The organism is Streptomyces sp. NPDC052043, from assembly GCF_044548235.1.
Taxonomy (GTDB): domain Bacteria; phylum Actinomycetota; class Actinomycetes; order Streptomycetales; family Streptomycetaceae; genus Streptomyces.
Window position 1 is genome coordinate 174,013 of record NZ_JBIUBT010000011.1, and the last position, 26,978, is coordinate 200,990.

At 69.8% G+C, this 26,978-nt stretch carries 28 protein-coding genes; 7 read left to right on the forward strand and 21 right to left on the reverse strand.

What is annotated here, in order from left to right; all coding sequences use genetic code 11:
• Nucleotides 1-64 precede the first annotated feature (64 nt).
• The 6 genes from ACIHCX_RS26560 to ACIHCX_RS26585 form a co-directional block, all read right to left on the reverse strand.
• Complete coding sequence (locus ACIHCX_RS26560; protein ID WP_400033614.1) at nt 65-1,924, reverse strand: ABC transporter ATP-binding protein; 1,860 nt, start codon at nt 1,922-1,924, stop codon at nt 65-67.
• Between the two features lie 110 nt (nt 1,925-2,034).
• Nucleotides 2,035-2,157 carry a hypothetical protein gene (locus ACIHCX_RS26565; RefSeq protein WP_400033616.1) on the reverse strand — a complete coding sequence of 41 codons (123 nt, stop codon included), beginning with the start codon at nt 2,155-2,157 and terminating at the stop codon, nt 2,035-2,037.
• 618 nt (nt 2,158-2,775) lie between these two features.
• Complete coding sequence (locus tag ACIHCX_RS26570) at nt 2,776-3,486, reverse strand: zinc-binding dehydrogenase (protein ID WP_400033618.1); 711 nt, start codon at nt 3,484-3,486, stop codon at nt 2,776-2,778.
• Nucleotides 3,483-3,641, reverse strand: coding sequence for an alcohol dehydrogenase catalytic domain-containing protein (locus ACIHCX_RS26575; RefSeq protein ID WP_400033620.1), 159 nt, complete (start codon nt 3,639-3,641; stop codon nt 3,483-3,485). Before ACIHCX_RS26575 ends, ACIHCX_RS26570 begins: the two co-directional genes overlap by 4 nt.
• Before the next feature lie 268 nt (nt 3,642-3,909).
• Nucleotides 3,910-4,317 carry an ankyrin repeat domain-containing protein gene (locus ACIHCX_RS26580; RefSeq protein WP_400033622.1) on the reverse strand — a complete coding sequence of 136 codons (408 nt, stop codon included), beginning with the start codon at nt 4,315-4,317 and terminating at the stop codon, nt 3,910-3,912.
• Between the two features lie 143 nt (nt 4,318-4,460).
• Entirely contained in the window at nt 4,461-5,924 is a 1,464-nt protein-coding gene (locus tag ACIHCX_RS26585) for a catalase (RefSeq protein WP_400033624.1), read from the reverse strand.
• Nucleotides 5,925-6,118: 194 nt separating this feature from the next.
• Between ACIHCX_RS26585 and ACIHCX_RS26590 the strand changes: the two genes are divergently transcribed.
• From ACIHCX_RS26590 to ACIHCX_RS26600, 3 genes are all read left to right on the forward strand, one after another.
• On the forward strand, nt 6,119-6,532 hold the full coding sequence (locus ACIHCX_RS26590; protein ID WP_400033626.1) for a Fur family transcriptional regulator: 414 nt from the start codon (nt 6,119-6,121) through the stop codon (nt 6,530-6,532).
• 148 nt (nt 6,533-6,680) lie between these two features.
• Nucleotides 6,681-7,214, forward strand: a complete 534-nt coding sequence (locus tag ACIHCX_RS26595; protein WP_400033628.1) for a GNAT family N-acetyltransferase — start codon at nt 6,681-6,683, stop codon at nt 7,212-7,214.
• A 99-nt stretch (nt 7,215-7,313) separates the two neighbouring features.
• On the forward strand, nt 7,314-7,895 hold the full coding sequence (locus ACIHCX_RS26600; protein WP_400033630.1) for a chloramphenicol phosphotransferase CPT family protein: 582 nt from the start codon (nt 7,314-7,316) through the stop codon (nt 7,893-7,895).
• Nucleotides 7,896-8,061: 166 nt separating this feature from the next.
• Here the strand turns inward: ACIHCX_RS26600 and ACIHCX_RS26605 are convergent, their stop codons facing one another.
• The gene (locus ACIHCX_RS26605) at nt 8,062-8,853 is read right to left on the reverse strand and encodes a maleylpyruvate isomerase N-terminal domain-containing protein (protein WP_400033632.1); all 792 of its coding nucleotides are present in this window, start codon (nt 8,851-8,853) and stop codon (nt 8,062-8,064) included.
• Nucleotides 8,854-9,355: 502 nt separating this feature from the next.
• On the opposite strand from ACIHCX_RS26605, the gene ACIHCX_RS26610 reads away from it, so the two are divergent.
• From ACIHCX_RS26610 to ACIHCX_RS26620, 3 genes are all read left to right on the forward strand, one after another.
• Nucleotides 9,356-10,108 carry a nucleotidyltransferase domain-containing protein gene (locus tag ACIHCX_RS26610; RefSeq protein ID WP_400033634.1) on the forward strand — a complete coding sequence of 251 codons (753 nt, stop codon included), beginning with the start codon at nt 9,356-9,358 and terminating at the stop codon, nt 10,106-10,108.
• A gap of 206 nt (nt 10,109-10,314) precedes the next feature.
• The gene (locus tag ACIHCX_RS26615; RefSeq protein WP_400033636.1) at nt 10,315-10,497 is read left to right on the forward strand and encodes a hypothetical protein; all 183 of its coding nucleotides are present in this window, start codon (nt 10,315-10,317) and stop codon (nt 10,495-10,497) included.
• 175 nt (nt 10,498-10,672) lie between these two features.
• Entirely contained in the window at nt 10,673-11,566 is an 894-nt protein-coding gene (locus ACIHCX_RS26620) for a MurR/RpiR family transcriptional regulator (protein WP_400033638.1), read from the forward strand.
• 130 nt (nt 11,567-11,696) lie between these two features.
• Here the strand turns inward: ACIHCX_RS26620 and ACIHCX_RS26625 are convergent, their stop codons facing one another.
• The 6 genes from ACIHCX_RS26625 to ACIHCX_RS26650 all read right to left on the reverse strand — a co-directional run bounded on the left by ACIHCX_RS26625 (nt 11,697) and on the right by ACIHCX_RS26650 (nt 18,071).
• Entirely contained in the window at nt 11,697-12,944 is a 1,248-nt protein-coding gene (locus ACIHCX_RS26625; RefSeq protein ID WP_400033640.1) for a pyridoxal phosphate-dependent aminotransferase, read from the reverse strand.
• A 116-nt stretch (nt 12,945-13,060) separates the two neighbouring features.
• Nucleotides 13,061-13,981: an amino acid ABC transporter permease gene (locus tag ACIHCX_RS26630; protein ID WP_400033642.1), complete on the reverse strand. Its 921-nt coding sequence runs from the start codon at nt 13,979-13,981 to the stop codon at nt 13,061-13,063.
• Nucleotides 13,981-14,631, reverse strand: coding sequence for an amino acid ABC transporter permease (locus ACIHCX_RS26635; RefSeq protein ID WP_400033644.1), 651 nt, complete (start codon nt 14,629-14,631; stop codon nt 13,981-13,983). Before ACIHCX_RS26635 ends, ACIHCX_RS26630 begins: the two co-directional genes overlap by 1 nt.
• Nucleotides 14,632-14,681: 50 nt before the next feature.
• A complete protein-coding gene (locus ACIHCX_RS26640) occupies nt 14,682-15,593 on the reverse strand; it encodes a glutamate ABC transporter substrate-binding protein (RefSeq protein WP_400033646.1) in 912 nt (303 codons plus the stop codon).
• Between the two features lie 85 nt (nt 15,594-15,678).
• Entirely contained in the window at nt 15,679-16,422 is a 744-nt protein-coding gene (locus ACIHCX_RS26645) for an amino acid ABC transporter ATP-binding protein (protein ID WP_400033648.1), read from the reverse strand.
• A 164-nt stretch (nt 16,423-16,586) separates the two neighbouring features.
• On the reverse strand, nt 16,587-18,071 hold the full coding sequence (locus tag ACIHCX_RS26650; protein ID WP_400033650.1) for an alpha/beta hydrolase: 1,485 nt from the start codon (nt 18,069-18,071) through the stop codon (nt 16,587-16,589).
• Between the two features lie 66 nt (nt 18,072-18,137).
• Between ACIHCX_RS26650 and ACIHCX_RS26655 the strand changes: the two genes are divergently transcribed.
• Nucleotides 18,138-19,037, forward strand: coding sequence for a MerR family transcriptional regulator (locus ACIHCX_RS26655; protein ID WP_400033652.1), 900 nt, complete (start codon nt 18,138-18,140; stop codon nt 19,035-19,037).
• A 111-nt stretch (nt 19,038-19,148) separates the two neighbouring features.
• On the opposite strand, the gene ACIHCX_RS26660 is transcribed toward ACIHCX_RS26655, so the two are convergent.
• The 8 genes from ACIHCX_RS26660 to ACIHCX_RS26695 all read right to left on the reverse strand — a co-directional run bounded on the left by ACIHCX_RS26660 (nt 19,149) and on the right by ACIHCX_RS26695 (nt 26,825).
• The gene (locus ACIHCX_RS26660) at nt 19,149-19,850 is read right to left on the reverse strand and encodes a metal-dependent hydrolase (protein WP_400033654.1); all 702 of its coding nucleotides are present in this window, start codon (nt 19,848-19,850) and stop codon (nt 19,149-19,151) included.
• A gap of 191 nt (nt 19,851-20,041) precedes the next feature.
• Entirely contained in the window at nt 20,042-20,896 is an 855-nt protein-coding gene (locus tag ACIHCX_RS26665) for an amidohydrolase family protein (RefSeq protein ID WP_400033656.1), read from the reverse strand.
• Nucleotides 20,893-21,072, reverse strand: a complete 180-nt coding sequence (locus ACIHCX_RS26670) for a hypothetical protein (protein ID WP_400033658.1) — start codon at nt 21,070-21,072, stop codon at nt 20,893-20,895. Before ACIHCX_RS26670 ends, ACIHCX_RS26665 begins: the two co-directional genes overlap by 4 nt.
• Complete coding sequence (locus ACIHCX_RS26675) at nt 21,069-21,824, reverse strand: SDR family NAD(P)-dependent oxidoreductase (RefSeq protein WP_400033660.1); 756 nt, start codon at nt 21,822-21,824, stop codon at nt 21,069-21,071. Before ACIHCX_RS26675 ends, ACIHCX_RS26670 begins: the two co-directional genes overlap by 4 nt.
• The gene (locus ACIHCX_RS26680) at nt 21,821-23,161 is read right to left on the reverse strand and encodes an L-fuconate dehydratase (protein WP_400033662.1); all 1,341 of its coding nucleotides are present in this window, start codon (nt 23,159-23,161) and stop codon (nt 21,821-21,823) included. Before ACIHCX_RS26680 ends, ACIHCX_RS26675 begins: the two co-directional genes overlap by 4 nt.
• A 37-nt stretch (nt 23,162-23,198) precedes the next feature.
• Nucleotides 23,199-24,224: an ABC transporter permease gene (locus ACIHCX_RS26685; protein WP_400033664.1), complete on the reverse strand. Its 1,026-nt coding sequence runs from the start codon at nt 24,222-24,224 to the stop codon at nt 23,199-23,201.
• The gene (locus tag ACIHCX_RS26690) at nt 24,217-25,728 is read right to left on the reverse strand and encodes a sugar ABC transporter ATP-binding protein (protein WP_400033666.1); all 1,512 of its coding nucleotides are present in this window, start codon (nt 25,726-25,728) and stop codon (nt 24,217-24,219) included. The genes ACIHCX_RS26685 and ACIHCX_RS26690 overlap by 8 nt, the downstream gene beginning before the upstream one ends.
• Complete coding sequence (locus ACIHCX_RS26695; protein WP_400033668.1) at nt 25,725-26,825, reverse strand: sugar ABC transporter substrate-binding protein; 1,101 nt, start codon at nt 26,823-26,825, stop codon at nt 25,725-25,727. Before ACIHCX_RS26695 ends, ACIHCX_RS26690 begins: the two co-directional genes overlap by 4 nt.
• Nucleotides 26,826-26,978 lie beyond the last annotated feature (153 nt).

Genomic DNA, 26,978 nt, shown 5'->3' on the forward strand with positions numbered 1-26,978 from the left:
ACGAAATGCAGACGAATTTCTCATTCGGCTCAAATATTCGTATATACATGCCAGGTGTAGTGCGTCACGAGCCGACTCCGTGGCGATCGGCGTGAGACGCGACGCGCCTGCACCAGCCCTCGGACTTGGCAGCGCTTGGGGCCTCGGACAGCAGCCTGACCTGCGTGTTGTCCGGCCGGCTGACGGCGGTCGGCTGTGGCCGCAGCACCGTCAGCCCCGCGTACGTTCCCTCGCGGGCCAGGAGTTCGGTGTGGGTGCCCGCTTCCACCAGGCGCCCGGACTCCACCACCAGGATGCGGTCCGCGTCGGCCGCCAGACTCAGGTCGTGCGTGATCATGATCGTCGTGCGGCCTGCCATCAGACGGCGCAGGGGCTGGACGACCCGGCGTGCGGCCGGGCCGTCCAGGCCGGCCGTGGGTTCGTCCAGGATCAGGACCGGGGCGGAGCGCAGCATCGCGCGGGCGATCGCGATGCGCTGGAGTTGTCCGCCGGACAGCGCCGCGGTACCCGGCGCGATGTGCGTGTCGTAGCCGTCGGGGAGCGCGGCGATGAAGTCGTGCGCCGCCGCGTTGCCGGCCGCGCGTTCGATCTCCTCACGGCTCGCACCGGGACGGCCGGCCTCGATGTTCTCGCGGATCGTGCCGCTGAGGACCAGGGTCTCCTGGGGCAGCAGGGTCACGTTCTCGCGCAGGAACTCCAGCGGCAGGTCCGCCAGCGGGACGCCGTCCAGACAGATCACGCCCGTCGTGGGGTCGTAGAAGCGGGTGAGGAGTTTGGAGAGCGTGGACTTGCCCGCGCCGCTCGGGCCCGTGACCAGGACCAGTTCGCCAGGGCTCGCGGCGAACGTGACGTCCCGCAGCGACGCGTGCTCCGCACCCGGGTAGCGGAAGCAGACCTCGTGGAAGGTGACCCGGCCGCGCACCGGCCACGGGGCGACGGGTCGGGCCGGGTCGGTCACCGCCGGTTCCGCGTCGAGGATCTCGTTCAGGCGTTCCGCGCCCGTGGTGGCGGCGGTCAGGGTCAGGCCCAGCTGGCCGAGACTGCGCAGTGGTGGGTAGAGGTAGCCGAGGAAGGCGGCGAAGGCCAGCAACTGGCCCAACGTCATACGGCCCTGGGAAATCTCCCACGCCCCGAGCCCGATCACCGCGAGCACGCACAACGTCTCGACGACCTCGACGAACTGCGCGTACATCTCGCTCGCCCGCGCGCCTCGGACGGACGCCCGCATCCATGCGCGGGCCTCGCGTTCGAGCCGCTGCTCCTCCGCCCGCCTCCGGTTGTACGCCTGGGTGAGGACGATGTTGCCGAGGGACTCCTCGACGACCGAGGTGATCGCGCCGTCGGCGGCACGCTCGTCCTGGGACGCCTTCTTGATGCGGCCGGAGAAGCGGCGCGCCGTGAAGAGGAACAGGGGTGCCAGGAGGAAGGTGGCGAGGGCCAGGTCCCATCGCAGCCAGAACGCCGCTGTCGCGTAGAAGACCGCGGAGAAGGCGGCGGAGACCGTGCCGACGAGCCCCGACACGACCAGCTGTTCGATGGCTTCGACGTCGCCGGTCAGGCGTGCCAGCAGATCGCCCTGGCGATGTTGCTGGAAGAAGTGCGGCGGCAGGTCCTGGACGTGGCGGAAGACCTTCGCCCGCAGACGCAGGACGAATCTCTCCGCCGTCCGGATGGCGAGCGAGTTGCCCAGGTAGCCGACGAACGCGCCCAGCGCGGCAGCACCCAGCCAGGCCGCGGCCGGCCCCCAGAAGGCGGAGAGCGAGCCCGCCTGCAGCGCGTGGTCGGTGAGCTGGGCGAAGAGCAGGATCGAGGCGGTCTCGGCCAGTGCGGACACGATCACGCACCCGATGATCAGCGCCAGCCATCTGCGATCGCCGCGGGTCAGCGGCCAGAACCGGGCGAACGCGTCCTTGACGTCGCGCACGTCGGCATCAGCTCCTCTTCGGCTCGTGGGATTTTCGTCGTTCGGTCACCGGTGACAGGCCGAGGCGGGGCCCCGGAGGCGTTCCGGTGGCCCCGCCTCGTGGCGAGTCGTCAGCGCTGGTGGCAGACCGGGCGGCGCCACTCGTGCCTCTTCCGGGTGTGCCTCTTGGGGGCGTGCTTCTTCAGGGCCGGATTCTCGGTCCTCTTCATGGGGACGATCTTGTGGAAGCTCATGGAATTCTCCCTCTCCGGTGAATGGTCGGACAGTGCCCGGGAGCGAATTTCTTACCGGCCGCATACCAGGGGTGTACGGAATTCGTCACACCCCGCGGAGGTGACTCAGCGCCGGTGCTCGCGGCCTATGGGGCACTTCCGCGCGTGCTTCTTCGGGGCCCACTTCTTGGGCTCCGGGACGGGCTTGCGGTGCTTCTTGACCGGGACGATCTTGTGGAAGCTCACGGGCTTCTCCTCACTTGCCTGCGGATGGGTTCCTCTGTCGTAAGCGCTGTTCGCTTTCGACATGGAAGACATTACGGGATCCGCGGGCCAGGAAAGGGCAATTCGGGTGAGAGCTCGATGAAATGAGCCTGAATCAATTTTCAGGCGATTCGTGGAACCGAAGTAATGCTCACACAGAATTTATGGTGGAACTCACCTGGAACTTACCGAGGTGATTATCTGATCCAGAAGAGCTTTACGTCCAGACTCGTTGGCAAGGTGTGAGTGACGCGGTGGGGGAGGCGCGGACCTGGTCGCCGCCGGGCGCGGGCGCTGAAGGCGGGCGACGGTCAGCCACGCCACCGCCGCCCGCCCGCACCGGCATCGTCGAGGGTGCAGCCTTTCCGTCGCGGGTCAGAGGCGCGGGTCCACGAGGATCTTGACGGCCGTCTCGTTGTGGTGGATCAGGGTCTCGAAGCCTTCGCCGACGAGGTCGTCCAGCCCGATGGTCTTGGTGATGAACGGCGCCAGGTCGATGCGCCCCTCCTGCACGAGCTTGATGGTCTGCGGGTGGGAGTTGACGTAGGCGATCGTGCCGCGCAGGTCGACCTCCTTGAGGACGAGCTTCTGCATGTCGATCGACGCCGGCTTGCCCCAGATCGAGATGACCGTGATGACACCGCCCGGCTTCACCGCGTCGAACAGCGTGTCGAGGACGACGTTGACGGACGTGGCCTCGAACGCGACGTCCGCGCCCTTGCCGCCGGTGAGGCGCCTGACCTCTTCGGCGACATCGGTGGCGGAGGGGTCGATGACATGGTCGGCGACCTTGGCGTCCAGTGCCTTCTGCCGGCGCAGCGAGCTGAGTTCCGAGACCGCGACCTTGACGCCCATCGCCTTGAGCACGGCGCAGGTGAGCAGTCCGATGGGGCCGGCGCCGCCGACGAGGGCGAAGTCGCCCGCCTTCGCGCCCGAGCGCTGGAACGCGTGGTAGCCCACCGACAGCGGCTCGATGAGGGCCGCCTGGTCCAGCGGGACGTCCCCGACCGGGTGCACCCACCGGCGCTCGACGACGATCTTCTCCGCGAGACCGCCGCCGCGGCCACCGAGCCCGATGAAGTTCATGTCGGCGAGACGTGATAGCTCGGGTTGTTCTCGCTTGTGTCGACGTCGGGGCGCAGGATGTAGGGCTCGACGACGACGCGGTCACCCGGCTGCAGGCCCTCGACGCCGTCGCCCACCGCGTACACGACGCCCGACATCTCGTGGCCGAGGGTCACGGGGGCGGACTCACCCGAGATCGGGTGCGGGTGACCGGCCGGCGGGACGAAGATCGGTCCGTCGAGGTACTCGTGCAGGTCAGTGCCGCGAGCTCGCGTCGGCCACCCCTGCCAAGGGCGTACTCGGTGTCGGTCGGAGTCATGCGGTGCGGCGTCCGCACCTCCGTGGTGACCTGGGGAAAGGCGGAACCGTGTCCGAGATCGGGGGGAGCGTCCGTGCTTGTCGCGGAACGATCTTGGGCAGCCTTCTGGGTCCCCGGACGCATGGTCAGCGCTGGGAATCGTCCGTCCGGCCCGCCAGCAGGTGCTCGCGGCCGAACATGGAGGCCGTAACCCGCGCGGACGGCGTACCGGCGTCGAGCTGCGCACCCGCCTCCCGCAGTACCACCACGACCTCGTCCGCGCCCTTGAACAGGGCGCCGGCGATGGGGGCCTGGTCGCGGGCGTTGCGCAGGTCCGGGTCGGCGCCGAGGCGGAGCAGGGCCCGCACCGTGTCGGCATGGTCGTGGTAGGCGGCGAGCATCAGGAGACTGTTGCCACCCGAGTCGGTCACGTCGACCGGCAGCCCGTGCTCGACGAATTCCACCAGCTGCGCGGTACTGCCCTCGCGGGCGAGATCCATGGCGACGGCCACGATGCGATCCGTCTGTTCAGGAGTCAGTGCACCACTGCTCATGCGTACCTCCTGGTCGTGCGGTTCTACGGGGTTCCTCGGTGCGGCCGCCTGACGGCTGCCGCGCCCGTGCCCGGCGTGCGTGCGGGCAGCACGTACGCCGGGCACGGGCGTGTGACTCGAGGTGACCCGAGCGGCGGGTCGGCTCAGAGCTGGCCGGCGGCCAGGGCCTCGATCGCCTTGCGGACACCTTCCCCGTAGGCCGGGTCGGCCTGGGTGCAGTTGGCGATGTGTCGCTCGACGGTCCGCTCCGACGCGCCGTTGATGGCGCGCGCCGTGTTCTCGAAGAGCGTCCGCTGCTGCTCCGGGGTCATCAGCCGGAACAGGTTGCCCGGCTGCTCGAAGTAGTTGTCGTCGTCCTCGCGGAAGTTGAACCGGTCGGCGACCGCGCCCACGGCCTGGCTCGGCTCGCGGTAGGCCGGCTGCTCCTGCCAGCGGCCGTACGAGTTCGGCTCGATTCCCGGGGTGGATCCCTGGTTGCCGTCGACCCGCATGGCGCCGTCGCGGTGGTAGGTGTTCACCGGGTTCTTCGCGGCGTTGACGGGGATCTGGTGGTGGTTCACGCCGAGGCGATAGCGCTGGGCGTCACCGTAGGAGAAGAGTCGGCCCTGCAGCATCTTGTCGGGCGAGTAGCTGATGCCCGGAACCACGTTCGCCGGGGTGAAGGCGGCCTGCTCGACGTCCGCGAAGTAGTTCGCGGGGTTGCGGTTGAGCTCCCACTCGCCGACCTCGATCAGCGGGTAGTCCTTCTTCGACCAGACCTTGGTGAGGTCGAAGGGGTGGAAGCGGTAGTTCTCCGCGTCGGCCTCCGGCATGATCTGGACGAACAGCTTCCACTTCGGGAAGTCGCCCTTCTCGATCGCCTCGTAGAGGTCGCGCTGGTGGGACTCGCGGTCCTTGCCGACCAGGGCCTCGGCCTCGGCGTCGGTGAGGTTCTTGATGCCCTGCTGGGTGCGGTGGTGGAACTTCACCCAGAACCGCTCGCCCTCGGCGTTGACGAAGCTGTAGGTGTGCGAGCCGAAGCCGTGCATGTGCCGGTACGAGGCGGGGATGCCACGGTCCGACATGACGATGGTGATCTGGTGCAGGGCCTCGGGAAGGTGGGTCCAGAAGTCCCAGTTGTTCTCGGGGTCGCGGAGGTTGGTGCGCGGGTCGCGCTTCACCGCGCGGTTGAGGTCGGGGAACTTCAGCGGGTCGCGGAAGAAGAACACCGGGGTGTTGTTCCCGACCAGGTCCCAGTTGCCCTCGTCCGTGTAGAACTTCAGGGCGAAGCCGCGGATGTCGCGCTCGGCGTCGGCCGCGCCGCGCTCGCCCGCGACGGTGGAGAACCGGGCGAACATCTCGGTCTTCTTGCCGACCTCGGAGAAGATCTTCGCGCTCGTGTACCGCGTGATGTCGTGCGTCACCGTGAACGTGCCGAACGCGCCCGAACCCTTGGCGTGCATCCGGCGCTCCGGAATGACCTCGCGGTCGAAGTGCGCGAGCTTCTCCAGGAACCACACGTCCTGCAGGAGCATCGGACCGCGCGGACCGGCCGTGAGGGAGTTCTGGTTGTCGGCAACCGGTGCGCCGGCAGCCGTGGTCAACGGCTTCTGGTTGTTCTCGGGCAAAGCTCGCTCCTCGGTGAGTGGTTCGTCGCGTGCGTTCAAGGCCCGGCTTCCGGCCGGTCGCGTCCTTGTCCTCGCGCATCCGTCCCTTGGCGTGGATCACCACCGATCCTACAATGGACTCTGTCCAAGTCAAGCGGAACTCCAGGTGAGTACATAGTCTCGATTTTGGCCGAATCGCTGCTACGCTGAGAGGCATGAGTGACCTCCTGGGGAGACTGCGGACGCGTGGCTGGCGTCTCACGGCGCAGCGGCGCGTCGTGGCCGAGGTGCTCGACGGCGACCACGTCCATCTGACCGCGGACGAGGTGCACGCTCGGGCGGCACAGAAGCTGCCCGAGATCTCGCGGGCGACGGTCTACAACACCTTGGGTGAACTGGTGAAACTGGGCGAGGTCATCGAGGTCTCGACGGACCGCCGCGCCAAGCGCTACGACCCGAACGCGCGCCGTCCCCACCACCACCTCCTGTGCGCCCGCTGCGGCGCGATCCGGGACGTACAGCCGGTGGGCGATCCGCTCGCCGACCTTCCGGAGTCGGAGCGCTTCGGTTTCTCGGTGTCCGAGGCGGAACTCACGTACCGCGGCATCTGCCCGGACTGCACGTCCTGACGGGCGGAATCCCGGCCCGTCCGGCCGCGCGCACCGGCCCGCCCGCGTACCCACCCGTGCGTAGTCACCCGTGCGTAGTCACCTGGAGGGCGGCTGCCCGACCGTAATGCACAGGCGGTCGTGGTGACGTGTCTCGTACGGTGCCGAGATGCTGACTGTACGAGCTATGACGGAAACCGATGTCCCGGCGGTATCGGCAATACGAGTGGCCGGCTGGAAGGCCGCGTATATCGGGATCGTGCCCCAGTCCTTCCTCGACGGCATGACGGTCGAGGCTGACAGTCGGCAGCGCCGACGGCACTTCGAGAAGCCGAAGAAGGGCATGACCAACCTGGTGGCGGTCGACATCCATGGACGAGTCGTGGGCTGGGCTTGTCTCGGACCCTTCCGCGGAGACGGAACGAGCACGTCTGTGGGTGAGCTCTACGCTCTGTACGTTCAGCCCTCACTTACCGGGTCCGGAATCGGTCGCACGCTCCTCGAAGCCGTGCACGCTCAGGCTCTTGCCGACAGCTTCGACCGGATGCAGTTGTGGGTCCTCACCGACAACACCAGGGCACGCCGCTTCTACGAGCGAGCGGGTTATGTCCCTGACGGTGCAGTCCAGGCTGACGACTACGACGGAGTCTCCGTATCCGAAGTTCGTTACCGGCGCGCCCTGGAGGAGCGGGAAACCGACTGAGGAGCCTGCCGGTATCCCGCTCACCGACGACGAACGCGCCGCCGTCGACGAGGCAGGCTGTAACGCGGCGCCCGGGCAGCACCATGTGACCATGCGGATATGACACCTGGTCGGATCATCTTCCTCAACGGCACGTCCAGCTCGGGCAAGTCGAGCGTGGCGCGGGAGCTTCTGGACATCCTGGACGACGGCGTCTTCTTCCACCTGGCGGTCGATGCCTTCAACGCGATGCGCAGCAAGCGCGCGCTCGGAGCGGAGGAGCTCGACGCCGCGCTGCGGCGCACCCGGATGGGCTTCCACCGGTCGATCGCAGCCATGGCCGAGGCGGGCAACGGCATCGTGGTCGACCATGTGCTGAGCGAGCCGTGGCGACTGCTCGACTGTCTGACGGTGCTGCGACCTGAGGACGTCCTTTTCGTGGGCATCCACTGCCCGCTGGACGAACTGGCCCGCCGCGAGCAGGCGCGAGGCGACCGCCCGTCGGGCCTTGCGGCGCACCAGTACGACCTGGTCCACCGTCATGGCGACTACGACCTGGAGTGCGACACCAGCACGGCGAGCCCACGCGAATGTGCCCAGCACATCAAGGAGTTCCTCCCGCACCGCCCCAGCCCCAGCGCTTTCACCCGCCTCCGTCGGCGCTACCTCACCCCGTGGTCGGCCGCGGTCCCGAACCGGTGAGCCAGGCAGTCACTCACGGGTCGCACCGGTGCGATCGACATGCGACGGGTGCGCGGTCGGCACGTCAGGCCCGGATGGGTTCCTGCGATGGAACGAGCAGTGCCCCGGCCGCGAGGGCGGACGGGGCACGGGTGGGGTTGTGCTGCGGGGGCAGTGGTGGCGAGGACTACGGCTCCGGGTCCCAGGCCACCATCTGGTCGAAGATGCGCCGGTTGCCGTCGAGCGTCAGGGAGTCCAATGGAATACGGCCGTAGAAGCCGAGGACCAGCTCATTGGCCGTGCCTCGGGCGGAGGCGTCGGCCGCGTCCAGCTCTTCGGCGGCGGGCCCTGTGCCGGGTTCGGGCAGGCGGTCGAGCCGCGCGCCGTCGTCGGAGAGCCCGTTGCGCCAGGAGCGGCCCTCGGTGGCGTGGTAATCGACGCCGGCGGGCTCGTGCGGCCAGGCGACCGTCGTCGTGCAGATCGTGGACAGGAACTCCTCGACACCGTCGAGTGCCACCTCGTCCGGCAGCGGCTGCGGGGCGCCCACGGTGAGCTGGGCGTCGTAGGTGTGCACCGCGATCTCCTGGAGCTGGTGCCGGGCGACGGCACCGCAGGTCTGCGGAGACTGCGACTTGCCCCACCACGTCCAGCAACCGCGGTCCGGCCCGGCCTCCCGCAGTGCGTGCAGCAGTTCCTGCGTCGAGGCGGCCAACCAGGCCGACAGGGCCTCGCGCTCCCGAGGCGCGGACGTGTCGCCCTGCGGGGCGGACTTGGCCGTGGCGTCGGGTCCTGCGGCGATGGTGGCGGCCCAGGCGCGGCGCCCCTGACCCAGGTGCTGCACCAGATCGAACAGCGTCCACTCGGGACAGGTCGGCACCTGCACATCGAGACTGGGGGCGGCAGCGACCGTGGCGCGGAAGGCGGCAGACCGCTCGTCGATGAGGCGCAGCAGGTCAGAGAAGTCCAGTGTGTTGTGCACGCCGGATGTCGGTGCTCCAGGCGACCGCATGCGGATTTTCACAGCCGACACGGCGGGCGCGCGGCACGGGCCGCGCACCCTCGGATGGCGCGGTGTCCCTGTTCTCGTCCCCTGTACGAGTCCATGGTGCGGACGGCCCCGGACCGCTGACCCGCTTCACCGCGGGCGGGCGCGCCGTCCTGCCCCTTCGCGGGTGAGCGAGGCGATCCGGGCCGTCTCGGTCTTGGCGCTCTGCAGTGGGTGCGCGAACCGTACGGTGACGGCCAGGCCCTCCTCGGGGGGCGCGGTCAGGCCCTCCTCGTTGCCGCCGACGAGCCGTCACCTGAACGTGCGTAAAGCGGGAGCGAGGTCAGAATGGGGTCAGTACTGGTAGCCCTTGTTGTTCAGCTGGCCTGTATCCCTTCTGCGCACGTTGAGGCCTGTCACAGGCTGTAGCGGTCTGGGCCTGAGGTGTGGGAAAGTCTGTCGCCGCTGATCAAGGGTCCGTGAAACGCTGACGGACATGGAGCCGAACCCAGACCCGATTGACCTGGCTCGACGCCTTGTGCAGGGCCGTTTTCCCGATGCGCTCGCCGTGGTCCTGGCTGGATCCACGGCCGCAGGACGGGCGACCGCCAGCAGTGACCTGGACATCGCGGTGCTCGTTGGGGACGGCGGTGAGACCTGCCGGGAGACGCTCCGGTTCGAGGGGCGCCTTGTGGAGCTTTTCATCCACACCCGTGCCGGTCTCGGGGAACTCTTCGCCGCGGACACCGCCACGCGTCGTGCGGTGCTGCAGAGCATGTATGCCACCGGCCTCGTCCTGGTCGACACCGGTGGAGAGGCCGCATGGGCCCGGGCCCGTGCCGAGGCCGACCTCCGCAACGGTCCGCCGGCGCTGACGCCGGAGACGGTCGAGACCAAGAGGTACGGACTGACGGACGCTCTGGATGATCTGGCGGATGCAGGTGATCCCTTCGAACGCCTGGCGGTGGCCGGGGTCGTCTTCAACGTCGCCGCCGACCTGCTCTTCGACCACCACCGCGCCTGGACGGGCGGCGGGAAGTGGCTGCCCCGGCGGCTGCTGGAGGCTGACGGAGAGCGCGGCGGAGCCCTTCTCGAAGGGCACCGCCATCTGTGCGAGACGGGTGCCCCAGTGCTGTTGAGCGATGCAGCCGTGCGGATCCTCGACCTGGTTGGCGGGCCGCTTCGCGAGGGCTATCGCAGAACATGGCGAGGTGTCATCGAATCCGTCGCTGCGGGCGTCGGGCGTTGACGCAACGTCCAAACCTTCGTGCTGTCTCGGCGGACGCGTTGTGATCACTGCGGGGCAGCCCGGCTTTGGTCAGGTTCGCGTGAGCCTTGGAGCCGGGCGTGCCGCAGGACCGGGACCGCGCCGGCCGGCGCGGGCCGCCGTTCATCACGCCCGCAGGTCCCTCGGACACCTCGACATGTGTCACATTTAGTGGCACTGTATGAGGCATGGTAGCTACAGTCGAAGAACTGCTGAAGGCCGCACTGGAAGCACGCCACGTCGCCCAGAACGCGATCGGGATCGCGGTGAGAGAGGCGCGCGCTGCAGGATGGTCCTGGGACCGGATCTCGTCCGCCCTGGGCGGATCGCCGAACGGAGAAACCCTGCGCCGCAACTTCGGCGGCGAGTAGCACCCGTTTTGACCCGCTTCACCGTGCTGCAGTCGCGGTACGACTCGGCGTGCGCATGGTGGATTCGCCTCGGCGTACCGTATTTGGCTCGGCCGCATCGGTCAGGCCGGAGCGGGGTCCGTGTTGGGCTGCGGAACTGCCGGGACGGCTGGAGCTCACAGGGGAGAATCGTTCCATGGCCTCAACATCTCGGTCCGCGCCGCAGACGTTTGACGAACTCCTCGCCGAACTGCGCCGACGTGGGACCTCTCTCACCCCGTCGCAGCGGCGCCTGGCCGACCGCGTCATGGCTGACCCCGAGGGGGTCGCCTTCATGACCGTTTCCGAACTTGCCAACGCCGTCGGCGTGAACGAAGCGACCGTCGTCCGGTTCGCCTCCGGCCTGGGCCTGGACGGATACCCGGGTCTGACGCGGCTGTGCCAGCAGCAGCTGCGCGAACAGGCCCAACTGCTGCACCGCTACAACAACCTGGAGCAGCTCACCGCCGAGGGTGGCGATCCCCTGGAGCGTGCCGCCGCCCTCGACCAGGCCAACATCGCGCGGACGTTCGCGCGGGTACCTTCCGCCCAGTGGCAGGAGACCATATCCGCACTGGCGAAGTCCCCGAGCGTCCATGTGATGGGGCTGCGAAAGTGCCACGCGCCGGCCTACCTCATGGGCTACCTGCTGGGCATGTTGCGGGAGGAGGTCCACACGGTCACCGCCGCGGCCGGGAGCCTCACCGACGAGTTGCGCCGTGTTCGGGCCGGTGACTGCTTCGTGGCCGTTTCCATCCACCGCTACAGCGCCGAAACCGTCAAAGCGCTCCAGTGGGCCCGCAACCGCGGGGCCCGCTGCGTTGCCCTGACGGACAACCCGGCGTCACCTCTGGCGACTGCGGCGCACCACCCCTTCTACGTCGATGCGGCCGGCCCCTCCGTACTGCGTTCCATGACTGCCTTCACCTCTCTGGTGCAGGCACTGGCCGCGGGTGTCGCGCAGGAGCGCGGGCTCGGGGCCCGTTCGATGCTGCTGCAGGAGGAAGAGCTGCTGGAGGAGTTCGGTATCTATGTGACACCCGAGGGCTGAACACAGTGAAGCAGTGCCAAGGGCGGAGCAATGACCGTCCGCTCCGCTCACGGCGCTGCTCCCGCACGGTCGGCAGGCGCTTCGCGCGACGTGTGCCGCGGTGGGCGGGATGCCCGGTGTGCCCCCGGGCTCATGGAACGAGGGCGGCCAGAGCGTCCCGCAGGTGATTCAGGGAGCCGGCGATCCACGGCAGGGTGAGCGGATCGTCGCTGCGCAGGGCCTCCCAGCGTTCACCGGCCGATTCGCCGTACAGCAGGCTGGTGGCGACCCGGGCGCGCAGGCCCTGCGCCTCGTCGCCGAACGCCTCGCCCGCCAGCACACCCACACCCTGCCGCTCGAGCAGGGCGGAGGCCAACTGGGCGCCGGTGGTGATGCCCTGGTGCGCCAGGTCGGCGCGGACCGGCTCGAAGTCGGGATAGAGGTAGAAGCCTGCCTGGGGGGCGCGGCAGGTCGCGCCGGCCCGGACGAATTCGTTGTGCACGGCGCGGGCCACGGTGGCGTGCAGTCGGCGTGAGGCGGCGATGTGATCCGTCACGTCGGCGGGGTCGGCCAGTACGTACGCGGCCGCGGCCTGCATCGGGGCGGCGAGGCTGGACCACACTTCGCTGGCGATGCCGATGACGTCCTGGAGGAGCGCGGCGCCCCAGGGGCCGTCGGGCACCCGCGCGAAGCCGATGCGCCAGCCGCCCAGAGCCGTGGCCTTGCTGAGGCCGCTGGTGACCACGGTGCGGTCGGGCAGATACGAGGCGGCGCTGGGGGCGGGCCCGCCGTTGTGGCACAGCTCGCCGTAGATCTCGTCGGAGACGATCACGAGACCGTGCCGGTCGGCGATGGCGCAGACCTCGCGGAGGTGTTCCGGGCGAGCGACGGTGCCGGTGGGGTTGTCCGGCACGGTCAGCAGCAGCACGCCGGGCTCGGCGCCCGAGGCCCGCGCACGGGTGAGGGCCTGCTCGAGGAGTGCGGGGTCGGGGATTCCACCGGATTCGGCGGGGATGGGCACGTCGATGACGTGTTTGTTCACGATCGCGGCCTGGGCCGCGTAGCTGACCCAGGCCGGGCAGGGCAGCACCAGGTCTCCGGGAAGGGCCGCCAGCAGGGCGAACAGCAGTGCCTTGCTGCCGGGGGCGAACAGGACCTGGTCGGGGTCGGTCGTCAGATTCCTCCGGGTGAACCAGCCGGCGGCTGCCTCGCGGGCCTCGTGCGAGCCGACCACGGGACCGTAGCTGTTGCGGCCCGCGGCCTCCGCCAGGGCGGCCGCCACCTGATCCGGGACCGGCAGGCCGGCCTCGCCGAAGCCCAGGTGCAGAACCTTCTCGCCCGCCGCTCTGCGTGCCTGGATGGTCTCGTTGATGGCCAGGGTCGCCGAATGCATGGTCACGGGTCCGCTCTCCTCAGAGGTCTCGTGAAGCAGTTTCGCTTGCAAGATATTAGTCTCATGCAAGTTCATTTGCATCGCCTTCTGTGAGGCGCCCACCGAGGTGGGCGCCCCGAGGGTCAGGACTTCGCCTTGCCGTCGGCGTCGACCAGCAGATCGACCCGGGCGGAGGCGGGAGCGGGCCCGGATCGGGGGGCCGCCGCCCCTGCCGCGCTCTGACCCTGGGCGGGCTTGGAGCGCCGACGGGCGAGCCTGTCCGCCACCAGGGACACGGTGAAGTTGACCGCGATGTACAGGACCGCCACGGTGAGGTAGATCTGCAGTGCGTACCGGTTGCCATAGAACTCCACCAGGGAGCGGCCGGAGCGCAGCAGCTCCGAGTAGCCGATGACGAAGCCCAGTGAGGTGTCCTTGAGCAGGATGACGAGCTGGCTGACGATGGTCGGAAGCATGCGGCGCACCGCCTGCGGCAGCAGGATCGAGCGCAGGACCTGTCCCTCCGTCAGGCCCAGTGACAGGCCCGCCTCGCGCTGGCCGCGGCCGACCGAGAGCACTCCGGCGCGCAGGACCTCGCACAGCACGGTCGAGTTGTACGCCACCAGCCCGAGCAGCAGCGTGGGCAGCACGCCGATGTCCACGCCCAGGGTGGGCAGAGCGAGGTAGGCGAAGAGGATCAGCAGCAGCAGCGGTACACCGCGGAAGAACTGCACGAGGACCGTCGCCGGCCAGCGCACGAGCCGGTTCCTGGACAACCGTGCCACCGCGAGCAGGGCACCGACCGCCAGTGACAGCACCATGCCCAGGGCGGCTGCCTGGAGCGTGGACCACAGGGCGTTCAGCAGGGTGCTGGGCACTCCGGTCGAGGGGTCGAACAGGATGGCCCAGCGCTCGGGCTCCAGTTGGCCCCGGCCGGCGAGGCGGGTCAGGAGCAGGGCCACGATCCCGGCCAGGAGGACGAAAGCTGCCGCCGTCACGATGAGGATCCGCCGCCGGGCGCGAGGGCCCGGGGCGTCGAAGAGTCCAGTGGTGTCCGTGTCCATCAGGCCGCCGCCGTCCTTCGTTCGTACCACTCCACCGCCAGCCCCGAGGGGACCGTGATCAGCAGGTAGGCGAGCGCGATGACCAGCAGCGCGGGCAGGACCGCCTGCGGGGCGAGGAAAGCGATGCGCTGGCTGGTGGCGGTCAGTTCGGTCACGGCGAAGCCGGCCGCGATCGAGGAGTTCTTGACCAGCGCGATCCACGTGCTGCCCAGCGGGGGCAGCACCGCGCGGGCCGCCTGGGGCAGCACGATGTGGCGCATGGTCTGGCCGAAGCGCAGCCCCAGGGCACGGGCCGCCTCGCCCTGCCCGCTCCCCACCGCGTTGATGCCCGAGCGCAGCGCCTCTCCGACGAACGCTGCCGTGTACAGGCCCAGTGCGCCGACCGCGGCAAGGAAGTAGCTGGGCGCCGCAAGGTCCACCTGCGGTGCGGCGAAGACGATCAGGAAGAACACCACGGTCAGCGGGGTGTTGCGGACAAGCTGCACATACACCGCCGCCGAGGTGCGGAGCGGGCCCACCGGGCTGACCCTGGCCACCGCCAGAGCGGCCCCGACGGCGAACGCGACGAGCGCGGCCAGCACGCTGAGTTCGACGGTGGTGAGGAAGCCGCTCCACAGCAGGCCCCGGTATTCGGTGAGCACGGTGTTCATGGGCGCGGCTCCCTGTCGAGACAGCACATGATCTGTGACCTTCCGCGCTCTCAGTAGCTGTTCAGGTCCGGCGCGGAAGGCGCCTTGCCCAGGACCTTGCCGGCGGTCCGGTCCCACGCCTTGGCCCAGTCGCCGTCGTCGAACGACTTCTGCAGCGTCTCGTCGATGAACTTGACGAAGGCGTCGTCACTCTTCTTCACACCGACGCCGTACGGTTCCTCGGTGAAGGTCTTGCCGATCAGGTCGAAGGAGCCGGGGTCCTTGCTCTTCAGCCCGGCGAGGATCGTGTCGTCGGTCGTGACCGCGTCGACCTGGCCGTTCTTGAGGGCGTCGGCGCACTTGGAGTAGGCGTCGAAGAGCACCACGTTCGCCTTGGGGGCCCGGTCGCGCACGTTCTGCGAGGACGCCGAACCCTCCACCGAGCAGACCTTCTTGCCCGCGAGGTCCCCCAGCCCTTGGATCTTCTTGGGGTTGCCGGACCGGACCATGAGGCTCTGCCCGGCGACGAGGTACGGGCCCCCGAAGCTGATGACCTTCTTGCGTTCGTCGTTGATCGTGTAGGTCGCCAGAACCATGTCGACGCGGCCCTGCTCGATGAACGGCTCTCGGTTGGCGGAGACCGCCTCCACCCACTCGATCTTGTTCGCGGGTATGCCCATCGCACCGGCGATGATCTTGGCGACCTCGACGTCGAAGCCCTCGGGGGCGCCCGACACCGGGTTCTTCAGGCCGAACAGGGGCTGGTCGAACTTGGTGCCCACACGGATCTTGCCGGCCTTGCTGAGTTTGGCCATGGTCGTGCCCGCGGCGAAGTCGGTGGAGGCCGAGACGTTGACATCGGAGTCCGTGGCGTTTTGCCTGCCCGCCTGGCTGGAGCAGGCGGAGGTCGCGGCCAGGCCCAGGACGGCAGCGGCCACGACGAACGGGCGAAGACCGCGGAACCTTGCGATGGATGCGGACATGGAGAGCCTCACAGGATGGTGACGGGAAGTCAGGGAGGGACGGGGGCCGGGACAGACGGGGCGATGAGTGGGGGACCGGCACCCGTCAGTGGACGAGGACCTTGGAGAGGAAGTCGCGGGCGCGATCGCTTCGGGGAGCGTTGAAGAACTGCTCAGGAGGCGCCTGTTCGGCGATGCGGCCGTCGGCGAGGAAGACGACACGGTCGGCCGTCGCTCGGGCGAAACCCATCTCATGCGTGACGACGATCATCGTCATACCCGAATCGGCCAGGTCGCGCATGACGTCCAGTACCTCGCCCACCATCTCCGGGTCGAGGGCAGACGTCGGTTCGTCGAAGAGCATGGCCTTGGGCTCCATGGCCAGGGCACGGGCGATCGCGACCCGTTGCTGCTGTCCGCCGGACAACTGGGACGGCATCGCAGCAGCCTTGTGCCCCAGGCCCACCCTGTCGAGCAGCTCACGGGCCCGGTCCTCGGCGTCCTTGCGCTGCGCCCTCCGGACCTTCATGGGGGCGAACGCAACGTTCTCCAGGGCTGACATGTGGGCGAACAGATTGAAGGACTGGAAGACCATGCCCACCTCGGCCCGCAGCCGGGCCAGGTCCCGACCCTCGGCCGGGACCGGCCGGCCGGCCACGGTGATCTCGCCTGCGTCGATGGTCTCCAGCCGGTTCACGGTGCGGCACAGCGTCGATTTGCCCGACCCGGACGGACCGATGACCGCGACGACCTCACCCGGGCTGACGTCCAGGTCGATGGTGTCCAGGACGAGCTGAGCGCCGAAGCGTTTCGTAACGCCTCGTAGTGAAATAAGAGGATCTGTCGACATGGGGGCCTCATCGCGATCTCTGCTGGCAGTGAGACGGAACCGTAGCCACGGCACTGCCGGGATGCAAGGCATCTTGCAAAACCCTGCTGGAAGGCAATCCTTGATGCATGAGATGGATGCGGAGACCCATGGACCACCGCCTCATCGGCGGCTTCGGGGGGACGTCAGGGCCCCAGATGGGCGAGCACTGTGCGCACGGCGCGGGTCACCGCCTCGCGGGACTCGTCCGTTGGGTCGTGGATCTCGAAGCCATGCACGCCGTGCGGGACTTCGATGATCTCGACCGGGATCTTGGTCTCCTCTGCCGCGGTCACGAACTCCTCGACGGTGGCGGCGATGTGCGGGATCTCCAGACCCGCCCGGGTGAGCAGGAGGGGCGGCAGTGACCTTGCGCCGGCCCGGAGCGCGCGGGTCGGGCTGAATCGCGGGGCGACCGCGCCCCAGCCGGGCAGCGGGGCCAGGACCGGATAGGTCAGGGCCAGGCAGCGCAGCCACTCGGGCGGGGCGGCGATCCAGTCCGCGGCGAGCAGTCCCGCGCCGGAGAAGAACCACAGGGCGATGCGCTCCGGGTCCACGCGTGGATCGGCTCGCAGCAGTTCGACGGCCTCGGTCACGTCGTCCGCGGACCGCGAGTAGTCGGTGACGCCGTGCAGGCGGTGCTCCACGACGGCGCCCACCGCGCCCAGGCTCGCCACGTAGCGGGCGTAGCCGAGAAACAACGGCGAGTCGCGCGGCGCGGGGTCGAGGTCGGGTGGCAGCGGGCCGCCGTGCACGAACAGCACCGCGGGCCACGGCCCGTGCGCGTGACCCGGTTCCGGCAGGTGCAGGTCCACGCGCCCGTTCCGCACCCGCGGCCGCTCCGGGACCTCCAGCAGGAACGGCCGGAGGAAAGGTGGCTCTCCCTCGGGCGCGGTCAGCCTCCGCCCCTCGCCCGCGGCGGCGCGGAGCAGGACCTCGGCCAACTCGTCCGGACAGGAGAGCATCGGCCAGTGACCGGTGGCCAGTTCGAAGAAGCCCACCTGCGGATCGGCCAGCTTGCGCACCTGCGGCGGGCCGCTGCGCACCAGCGCCTCGACCACCTCGACGGTCATCCCTCCCGCCGTGCACAGGATCGCGCTGATCGGCACGCCCGCCGCCGCGCCTGTCAGCCTCAGCGGCTGGGTCAGGGTGCGCGGCGGCTGGGGACCGGCCAGCCGGCTCAGCAGCTGCAACTGACGCGCCGAAAGGCCCTCCGTGCTGCCCCACCGGTGCCAGTCCTGCGGCCCCGGCGGCGGTATCGGCCGGGGACTGCCGTCGGCACCCAGCAGTTGATGCACCACCGGGTCCGGAACCAGGGCCAGGGCCGGGTTGCCGTGCTGCGGCAGACCGGTGTCCAGGTGCACGATGCGGGCGACCCGCTCCGGCAGGAGGTCGGCCGCGCCCAGCACCGGGTGGATGGCGTAGTCGTGACCGACCAGCACCACCTGCGACGTGTCGAGGGAGTCGACCAGCCGGACCACGTCCTCGACATGCGTCTCCAGATCCGCCTCGGGCTGCATGCTCAGCGTCACCGGGTGTACCCCGGCACCCGCCTCCCGAAGCCGGTCGGCCACCGCATTCCAGATCCGCCCGTCGGTGAACGGGCCGGAGACCAGAACGAACACGGACATCAACGCCTCCAGACAGTAGGGTCCTCGCCGCTAACCTAGGAACTCCCCCTGAGGGAGGTTCAACCCTTGCCATCGGACGGCACACTGAGCATCGGCGAGCTCGCCGCGCGGGCACGGACCACGGTCAAAACGGTCCGCTTCTATTCCGACCAGGGGCTGCTGCCCGAGGCGGCGCGCAGCGGCGGCGGCCACCGGCGCTACGGGCCCGAGGCCCTGGCTCGGCTGCGTACGATCCGGTCGCTGCGCTCCCTCGACGTCCCCGTGCCCGAGATCAGGCGTGTTCTCGACTCCGGGGACTGCCTGGAAGCCGTCGTGGCACGCCGGTTGGACGACCTCGGCACCCAGCTCGCCGCTCTGCGCTGGCGTGAGGCCGCGCTGCGGGCGCTCCAGGAGGGCACCCCGGAGCAGCTGGCGGAGCGCCTGGAGCTGATCGGATCGGTCGGCGTCCCGCCCAGCACGTCCGCCGTCGCCCACTACTGGCGCCGTCTGCTGCCCGTTCGTCTCTCCGCCCGCCTCCGCTCCACGATCACCGAGGCGGCCGTCCCGCAGCCTTCCGCCGACCCCACCGTGGACCAGGTCCTCGCCTTCGCCCGCCTGCACGCCTTGGCGACGGCCGCCACCGACCACTGCCTCGCAGCCCACCGGCCCGTCACCGCCGAGCACCCGGACCTGCTCTACGACGGCCTGTGCGAGGCCCACCAACTGGTGGACGCGGCCGTACGCGCCGACCGCGCCCCCGGCCCGGGCGAGGCCCTGGACTGCTACGTCGCCGCGTATGCGCGTGCCTCCGGCACCCGGGACACTCCCGCCTTCCGCCGCGCCCTCACCGTCCGCCTCGCCGCGGCGGATCACCCGGTGATGTCGCGCTACTGGCAACTCGCAGGGAAACTGACGCCCGACCTCACCCTCGGCGCGGCCGACTCCTGGCTCCGCGACGCACTGGCCGCCGCCACGGGAGCGGGCTGACGGGGCAGCCACGGGCGCCCTGCCGCGTCGCGAAACTCCTCATGGCCCCGCACGATGCCGGCGCCCAGGACATCACGCTGCGCCGGTCCGGCGAGCGTGGCCGCGAGGACCTCAGTGGAGGGGGTGCGGAGACAGGACCGTGAGCCAGAGCAGGGCGATGGTGGCCACACCCATCAGCGGTGTGAGTATCTCGGTCTCCAGCTTGTTACCGCTGCTCTTGATCAGTGTGATCTCGTACCGCGACTTCAGCGGCCACAGCCAGGGCGCACCGCGCTTGGTGATGGAGTCACCGAGCAGGTGTGCCACGCACCCCAGACAGACGGCGTAGGGGAGCCAACCGGGGGCGGAGGGAATGAACTTGTCGATGGCCGCGGTGCCCAGGCCGGCCAGGGCCACGTTGGTGCCCCATGCGTGGAAGCCGTGCCCCGGAGGACAGAGGTTGAGCGCCCGGACGGCCAGCGCCAGCAGGAAGAAGCTCACGGCGATGGTGAACGGCCTGCCCAGATAGGTGACTCCCGCCCAGCTGCCGACCGTCATGAGGACGACGAAGAACAGGGAGTGCGTGGCGTGGCGGTGGCCGCCGGAGATCCAGGCGACGAAGCGGCACAGCACCTTGGAGACCGGGCCGAGGAAGTTGGCGATCGTCCCGTCATGATGGTCCAGGTCGGGCAGCAGCGCCGCGCCCGCGCACAGCACGGTGCCCATGAGGATCTCCTGCGGCGCGAGATGCGTGTGCAGCACCAGCGGTGGCACATACGGCGCGGTGCCCGCGAAGAGCAACGCGCCGCTGACGGCATGCGAATGTCCCATCATGCTGGGGTTGTTCTCCTCTGCCCCGTGAGTGGATCAGTCTACGGAGATCATAATTACGGCCTTGCGCAAGGCAAAAGCTTTGCCCCGACACGAATTCACCCGACCGGGAAGGCCGCTCAGGCTCCGGTGGTTCCGTGCGCGATGGCGGGCCGGCGATCGACGCCGACGGACACGCACCGCATCCCATGCGACTACGAGCTCGACCGAGCCAGCCCGTAGACGCGCGTGGCCGTCCTCTCGAACAACGCGGTGCGTTCGTGCTCGGTGAGCGCGGAGGTCAGGTCCCGGGCCGTGGCCAGGACTTCCTCGTAGGAGGCCGCGAGGGTGCACACCGGCCAGTCCGAGCCGTACATCAGGCGGTCAGGGCCGAAGGCCTCCAGCACCACCTCCGCGTAGGGGCGCAGGCCGGCCGGTGTCCAGGCGGTGAGGTCGGCCTCCGTGACCATGCCCGACAGCTTGCAGACGGTGTTGGGCCGGACGGCGAGCGCACGTACGGCGCTCGCCCACGGCTCCAGCTCTCCCGAGACGATGGGCGGCTTGCCCAGGTGGTCGAGGACGAAGGTGAGTTCCGGGAGGATCGCGGCCGCCTCCGCGCAGGCCGGCAGCTGGTGCGGCAGGACGACCAGGTCGTAGGCGAGGCCCGCGTCGGCCACGGCGGCCAGGCCCCGCCGTACGTCGGCCCGCAGCAGCCATTCCGGGTCGGGCTCGCCCTGCACCTGGTGGCGGATGCCCTTCAGGAAGCGGCCACCGGGGAGTGCACGCAGGCGGGCGAGTTCGTCTGCGACGTCGGGGCGGGTGAGGTCGGTCCAGCCGACGACACCCGCGATCAGATCGTGCCCGGCGGCCAGAGCCAGCAGTTCGGGGGTCTCCTCCGGCACGGTGACCGTCTGGACGAGCACCGTGCGGCTCACTCCGGCCGCCTCGGCAAGGGGTTCCAGGTCGTCCAGGGTGAAGTTCCTTCTGATCGGCCGGAGTCGGGGTCCCACGATCCATTCCTGGTCGCGGACCGACAGGTCCCAGACGTGATGGTGGGCGTCCACGGTCACGGCAGCTCCCCTACGACGGACAGCCCCGCGTCGGCGCCCCCGCAGGAGGAGGCGTGCACGACGTCGAGCCGCTCGGTGCCTCCGGCGACCCCGGCGACCCCGGCGACCCAGGCGACCCCGGCGGCGCCGAAGCCCGGCGGGCCGGCCTCTACGCCGCTGCTCCCCGGGGCGGTCATCGGTCCGCCGGGCGCAGCCGCAGGCCCTGCATGCCGCCGTCGACGGCGAGTGCGGTACCGGTGGTGGCGCCGGACAGCGGACTGGCCAAATAGGCGATGGAGCCCGCGACTTCGGCGGCGGTGACGAGTCGGCCGGTGGGCTGGCGGGCCTGAAGCGCGGCGCGCTCGGCGGCCGGGTCGGGGGCGGCGTCCAGCAGACGGCCGACCCACGGTGTGTCCACCGTGCCGGGATTGACGCAGTTGACGCGGATGCCCTCGCGCACGTGGTCGGCGGCCATGGCCAGGGTCAGCGAATACACGGCGCCCTTGGTGGCGCTGTACAGGGCGCGCTGCGGCAGCCCCGCGGTGGCCGCGATGGAGCAGGTGTTGACGATGGCCGCGTGCGAGGAGCCGCGCAGATGCGGCAGGGCGGCGCGGGCGGTGCGGACCATGCCGAGGACGTTGACGTCGAAGACGCGGCGCCACTCCTCGTCGTCGTTGTCCTCGACGGTGCCCTGGGCGCCGATGCCGGCGTTGTTCACCAGGACGTCGAGTCCCCCGAGGGCTTCGGCGGCCTGCTCGACGGCCCCGCGTACCGAGGTGTCGTCGGTGACGTCGGCCCGGAAGGCGAGCAGCGGCCGCACCACGGACGACGGGTCCAGGTCCAGGACGGCGACCTGCGCGCCCCGCTCGGCGAGGAGTTCGGCACTCGCCCTGCCGATGCCGGAGGCGCCTCCCGTCACCAGCGCCCTGAGCCCCTGGAAGTCGCTCATGCCGCATCTCCCTTCTGCAGGTCGGGGTCGGCGGCCCAGAAGGTGCCGCCTGGGAAGGTGTACCGCGCGATGGACTCCGGCCGCATGGCGGCCGAGAAGCCAGGGGCGGTGGGGGCCGCGTAGTGGCCGTCGCGGACCACCACCGGGTCCAGGAAGTGCTCGTGGAGGTGGTCGACGTACTCGATGACCCGGTCCTCGGTGGTGCCGGAGACCGCGACATAGTCGAACATCGACAGATGCTGCACCAGTTCGCACAGGCCGACCCCGCCCGCGTGCGGGCAGACGGGGACTCCGTACCGGGCGGCCAGCAGCAGGATCGCGAGGTTCTCGTTGACGCCGGCGACACGGGCCGCGTCGATCTGGAGCACGTCGAGGGCGCCTGCCTGGAGCATCTGCTTGAAGACGACGCGGTTGTGCACGTGCTCGCCGGTGGCGACCTTCACAGGGGCCACCGCCTCCCGGACCGCCGCGTGGGCGAGGATGTCGTCGGGGCTGGTGGGCTCCTCGATCCAGTACGGGTCGAACGCGGCGAGCGCCCGGGTCCAGCGGATCGCCTCGGCCACGCCCCAGCGCTGGTTGGCGTCGATGGCGATGCGGACGTCCGGCCCGACGGCCGTGCGGGCCACCCGGCAGCGGCGCACGTCGTCGTCGAGGTCCGCACCGACCTTCAGCTTGATCTGGGTGAATCCGTCGGCGACGGCCTGGGCGGCGAGTCGGCTGAGCTTGTCGTCGTCGTAGCCGAGCCAGCCCGCCGAGGTCGTGTAGGCGGGGTAGCCGCGCTGGAGCAGGCGCGTCGTGCGCTCCTGCGCGCCCTCCCGGCCGCGGCGCAGGATCCGGAGCGCCTCCTCGGGGGTGAGCGCGTCGGTGATGTAGCGGAAGTCGATCTGGCTCACCAGCCACTCGGGGTCGGCCTCGGCGAGCAGCCGCCACAGGGGCTGCCGCGCGCGCTTGGCGGCGAGGTCCCACACGGCGTTGACGACCGCGCCGATCGCCATGTGCATCACGCCCTTCTCCGGTCCCAGCCAGCGCAGTTGACTGTCGCCGATCAGGTCGCGGAAGAGCGAGCCGGGGTCGCCGCACACGTCGTCGACCAGGCGTCCGACCACGTGGTGGCGCAGTGCGTGGATCGCGGCGACCTGGACGTCGTTGCCCCGTCCGATGGTGAAGGTGAAGCCGTGTCCCTCCGCTCCGCCGTCCTCGTCCGTGCGCAGCACGACATAGGCCGCCGAGTAGTCGGGGTCCGGGTTCATGGCGTCGGAGCCGTCGAGCTCGCGCGAGGTGGGGAAGCGGATGTCGTGGGTGTTGACCGCGATGATGCGGGCGGGCGTCGCAGACACGGTGGCCTTTCGGTCGGTGACGGGGGACTCGGCGCGGTCAGTCCTGGGCACGGCCCGTCGTCACGCGGGCGATCACGAGTGCGACCAGGATGATTCCGCCGTAGATGGCCTGGATCCAGAACGACGGCACCTGGGCGAGGGTGAGCAGGTTCTGCACGACGCCGAGCAGGAGTACCCCGGTCAGGGCGCCGAACATGGTGCCCTTGCCGCCGTCCAGGCTGATGCCGCCGATCACCGCCGCCGCGAACACGGTGAAGATCATGTTCTGGCCCTGGTTGGCGCTGATCGCGCCGACGTAGCCGGTCTGCATGATCCCGCCGGCCGAGGCCAGGACGCCGGCGACGACGAACACGCCGAGCATGACCCGCTCGACGCGGATGCCGGCCGCGCGGGCCGCCTCCGCGTTGCCGCCGATGGCGTACAGGGCCCGTCCGACGCGGTGGTACTTCAGCACCAGGCCGGCGACCGCGAAGGCGACGGCGGCCAGCCACACCGACAGCGGGACGGCCAGGAAGGTGGTCGTGGCCAGGGAGGAGAAGCTGTCGGGCATGCCGAACAACGTCTTGCCCTTGGTGGCACCGACCAGCAGACCCCGCAGCACGATCAGCATCGCCAGGGTCACGATGAAGGCGTTGAGCTTGAACCTGACGACGAGGACGCCGTTGAAGAGGCCGACGACCGCGCCCACCACCAGGATCGCGAGCAGGGCGAGCGGCGCCGGGAACTTCATGCCCCATCCGGACTGGTCCGAGGGGAGCACGAGGAGGGCGCCCACGGCCGGCGCGATGCCGACGACCGACTCCAGGGACAGGTCGAACTTGCCGGTGATCAGCACCAGCGACTCGGCGAGCACGACCATGGCGAGGGCGGCGGAGGCGCCGAGGATCGAGATCAGGTTGCGCTCGGTGAGGAACGAGTCGTTGACCACCGTGCCGAGCACCATCAGCAGCAACAGCGGTGGCAGCAGGGCGAGTTCGCGGGCTCGGCGCAGCAGGACCGTCCTGGCCGATCCGGCGCCGGCACGCGGCGGCGCGAGCGGCGGAGCCGCCTTGGTGTCAGCCATGGTCCACTCCTTCGATGGAGGCGATCAGCTCGTGGTCGCGCCAGCCCGCCGGGTGTTCGGCGACGACGCGGCCGTGGAAGAGGACGAGGACGCGGTCGCAGCGGCGCAGGTCGTCGAGTTCGTCGGAGACGACGAGGACGGCGGTGCCGTCCTCGCGGGCGTTGTCCATCCGCGCCAGCAGTGACTCCTTGGACTTCACGTCGACGCCCGCGGTGGGGTTGATGAGCACGAGCAGGTGGGGGTCGGAGGCGAGGGCGCGGGCCATGACGACCTTCTGCGCGTTGCCGCCGGACAGGTCCGCCACGGGCTGTTCGGGGCCCTCGGTGCGGATGCCGAGGCGCTCGATCAGCTCGCCGGCGACCCGGCGTCCGGTGTCGGTGGAGACGAAGCCGAAGCGGCCGAGCCGGTCCAGCACGCTCATGGTGGCGTTGTCGCCGACCGTCATGCCGGCGACCAGACCCTGTTCGTGCCGGTCGCGGGGCACACAGCCGACGCCCGCCCCGAGCGCGGCCCGCACGTCACCGAACGGGAGCTCCCTGCCGTCGAGTTCGGCGGTCCCGCCGGTCGGGGTGTGCAGTCCGGCGAAGGTCTCGGCCAGCTCGATCTTGCCGCTGCCGCTGGAGCCGGCGAGTCCGACGACCTCGCCACCTCGAACGGTGAGGTCGACATGCGTGTACGCCTCGGAGGTGAGTCCGCGCGCGTCGAGCACCACGGGGGCGCCGACGGCGTCCGCGTCGCGTACGTGCCCGCGCTGGTGCTCCGCGACGGACTCTCCCGCCATCGCCTCCACCAGGGCCGCGTGCGGCAGGTCGGCGACCGGCGCGGTGGTGATCCAGCGGGCGTCACGCAGCACGGTGACGGTCTGGCAGACCTCGTACACCTCCTGGAGGTGGTGCGAGATGAACAGGAAGGTGACGCCTGAGGCCTGCAGGGCGCGCATCCGCGTGAACAGCCGCTCGATCTCGCGGTTGTCGAGCTGGGCGGTGGGCTCGTCGAGGACGATGAACCGCGCGCCGAAGCTCAGTGCCCGCGCGATCTCGACCATCTGCCGGTCCTCGACCCTGAGTTCGCGGGTACGGGCCTCCGGGTCGACGTGCACGTCCCAGGTGTCGAGGAGGTCGGCGGCCTGTTTCCTCAGCCGGCGCCAGCTGATGAGGCGTCCGCGGCCGGTGGGCTGGCGGTTGATGAACAGGTTCTCCGCGACCGTCAGTTCGGGAATGACCGTCGGCTTCTGGTACACGCAGGCGACCTTGCGGCGCCAGGCGTCCCGGTCCGCGAGCGCGGGCGCCGGCCCGCCGTCGAAGCGGACCGCGCCCTCGTCGGGCGCCTGGAGGCCGGTGAGTACGGCGACGAGGGTGGACTTGCCGGCGCCGTTGCGGCCGACGAGGGCGTGGGACTCGCCGGGCAGGACGGTGAGCCGCCCGTCGGCGAGGGCGACGGTGGGTCCGTAGCGCTTGACGATGCCCCGCGCCTGAACCAGCGGGGTGGGGTCGGAGCCGCTCATCGGACCGTGTTGCCCCAGAGTGCGGGGTCGTCGACGTTGTCCTTGGTGACCAGCGGCGCGGGCAACTGGTCCTCCAGGATGCCGCCGGGCAGCTTGACGATCGTGGAGCCGTGGTCGGTGGGGCCCGGCTTGAACGTCCTGCCCTGCATCGCCGCCTTGATGTAGTACATGCCGTACTTGGCGTAGGAGTCGGCGGGCTGCGAGACGGTGGCGTCGATCTCACCGTTGCGGATGGCCTCGTACTCCTGCGGAATGCCGTCGTTGGAGACGACGACGATGTGCCCGGCCGTGCCCGCCTTCCTCAGCATCTTCTTGGACTTCAGGGTCTGCAGGGTGGGCGCGAGGTAGACACCGCCCGCCTGCATGTAGATGCCCTTGACGTCGGGGTTGGCGTTCAGGAGCGTGTCGAGCTTGGAGGCGGCGGTGTCGGACTCCCACTTGGCCGGGATCTCCAGCACCTTCAGCTGGGGGAAGTTCTTCCGTACGCAGGAGCGGAACGCCTCCGAGCGTTCACGGCCGTTGACCGAGGCCAGGTCGCCCATGATCTGCACGACCTTGCCCGAGCTGATGTGCGCGCCCAGGTACTGGCAGGCCTTCTCGCCGTAGGCGACGTTGTCCGCCCGCACGACCATGGCGACCTTGCCCTTGTCGGGTGCCACGTCGACGGCGACCACGGGGACGCCCTTGCGCTCGGCCTGGTCGAGTCCGGCCTGGATGGCGGCGCTGTCCAGCGGGGCGACCACGAGGCCTTTCACACCCTGGTTGAGCTCGTTGTTGATGTCGGTGATCTGCTGCGAGGGGTCGCTGTTGGAGTTGACCGTCTTCAGTGCGTCGACGCCCTGGGACGTGGCCATCTTCGGCACGTAGTCGTTGTACGACTGCCAGAACGGAGAGGTCAGCAAGGGCAGGATCACCCCGACCTTGCCCTTGCCGTCCCCTTTGGCGCCCGCCGCGCCGCTGTCCTTGGTGCTGCCGCATGCGGTGAGCGCGAGGGTGCCGCAGGCGGCCGCGGCCGTCGCGCGCACCGCCCACGAGGAGAATCGCCTGCTGTGCCGCTGCCTGCCGTGCCGTTCGTTCCGCGCAGTGATGTCGGCCATCTGTCGGCTCCTCATCGAGCGAGATCGAGCAGTTGGCGGCATATTTATCAGACCACTTGGCGCCAACGACACCCTTCTGCGCATGATTTCCCACGTTCAAGCGGCAGTGGTCGGACCACATCGTTGGCTACACTGCGGCGCACGGTGACAGGA

Coding starts and splice junctions, on each gene's coding strand:
- ACIHCX_RS26590 (WP_400033626.1), top strand. CDS start 6,119: ATGAGTGACCTCCTGGGGAGACTGCGGACGCGTGGCTGGCGTCTCACG.
- ACIHCX_RS26570 (WP_400033618.1), bottom strand. CDS start 3,486: ATGAACTTCATCGGGCTCGGTGGCCGCGGCGGCGGTCTCGCGGAGAAG.
- ACIHCX_RS26690 (WP_400033666.1), bottom strand. CDS start 25,728: ATGAGCGGCTCCGACCCCACCCCGCTGGTTCAGGCGCGGGGCATCGTC.
- ACIHCX_RS26695 (WP_400033668.1), bottom strand. CDS start 26,825: ATGGCCGACATCACTGCGCGGAACGAACGGCACGGCAGGCAGCGGCAC.
- ACIHCX_RS26675 (WP_400033660.1), bottom strand. CDS start 21,824: ATGAGCGACTTCCAGGGGCTCAGGGCGCTGGTGACGGGAGGCGCCTCC.
- ACIHCX_RS26635 (WP_400033644.1), bottom strand. CDS start 14,631: ATGAACACCGTGCTCACCGAATACCGGGGCCTGCTGTGGAGCGGCTTC.
- ACIHCX_RS26650 (WP_400033650.1), bottom strand. CDS start 18,071: ATGTCCGTGTTCGTTCTGGTCTCCGGCCCGTTCACCGACGGGCGGATC.
- ACIHCX_RS26580 (WP_400033622.1), bottom strand. CDS start 4,317: ATGAGCAGTGGTGCACTGACTCCTGAACAGACGGATCGCATCGTGGCC.
- ACIHCX_RS26565 (WP_400033616.1), bottom strand. CDS start 2,157: ATGAGCTTCCACAAGATCGTCCCCATGAAGAGGACCGAGAATCCGGCC.
- ACIHCX_RS26640 (WP_400033646.1), bottom strand. CDS start 15,593: ATGTCCGCATCCATCGCAAGGTTCCGCGGTCTTCGCCCGTTCGTCGTG.
- ACIHCX_RS26595 (WP_400033628.1), top strand. CDS start 6,681: ATGCTGACTGTACGAGCTATGACGGAAACCGATGTCCCGGCGGTATCG.
- ACIHCX_RS26645 (WP_400033648.1), bottom strand. CDS start 16,422: ATGTCGACAGATCCTCTTATTTCACTACGAGGCGTTACGAAACGCTTC.
- ACIHCX_RS26660 (WP_400033654.1), bottom strand. CDS start 19,850: ATGATGGGACATTCGCATGCCGTCAGCGGCGCGTTGCTCTTCGCGGGC.
- ACIHCX_RS26620 (WP_400033638.1), top strand. CDS start 10,673: ATGGCCTCAACATCTCGGTCCGCGCCGCAGACGTTTGACGAACTCCTC.
- ACIHCX_RS26630 (WP_400033642.1), bottom strand. CDS start 13,981: ATGGACACGGACACCACTGGACTCTTCGACGCCCCGGGCCCTCGCGCC.
- ACIHCX_RS26600 (WP_400033630.1), top strand. CDS start 7,314: ATGACACCTGGTCGGATCATCTTCCTCAACGGCACGTCCAGCTCGGGC.
- ACIHCX_RS26610 (WP_400033634.1), top strand. CDS start 9,356: ATGGAGCCGAACCCAGACCCGATTGACCTGGCTCGACGCCTTGTGCAG.
- ACIHCX_RS26685 (WP_400033664.1), bottom strand. CDS start 24,224: ATGGCTGACACCAAGGCGGCTCCGCCGCTCGCGCCGCCGCGTGCCGGC.
- ACIHCX_RS26670 (WP_400033658.1), bottom strand. CDS start 21,072: ATGACCGCCCCGGGGAGCAGCGGCGTAGAGGCCGGCCCGCCGGGCTTC.
- ACIHCX_RS26615 (WP_400033636.1), top strand. CDS start 10,315: ATGGTAGCTACAGTCGAAGAACTGCTGAAGGCCGCACTGGAAGCACGC.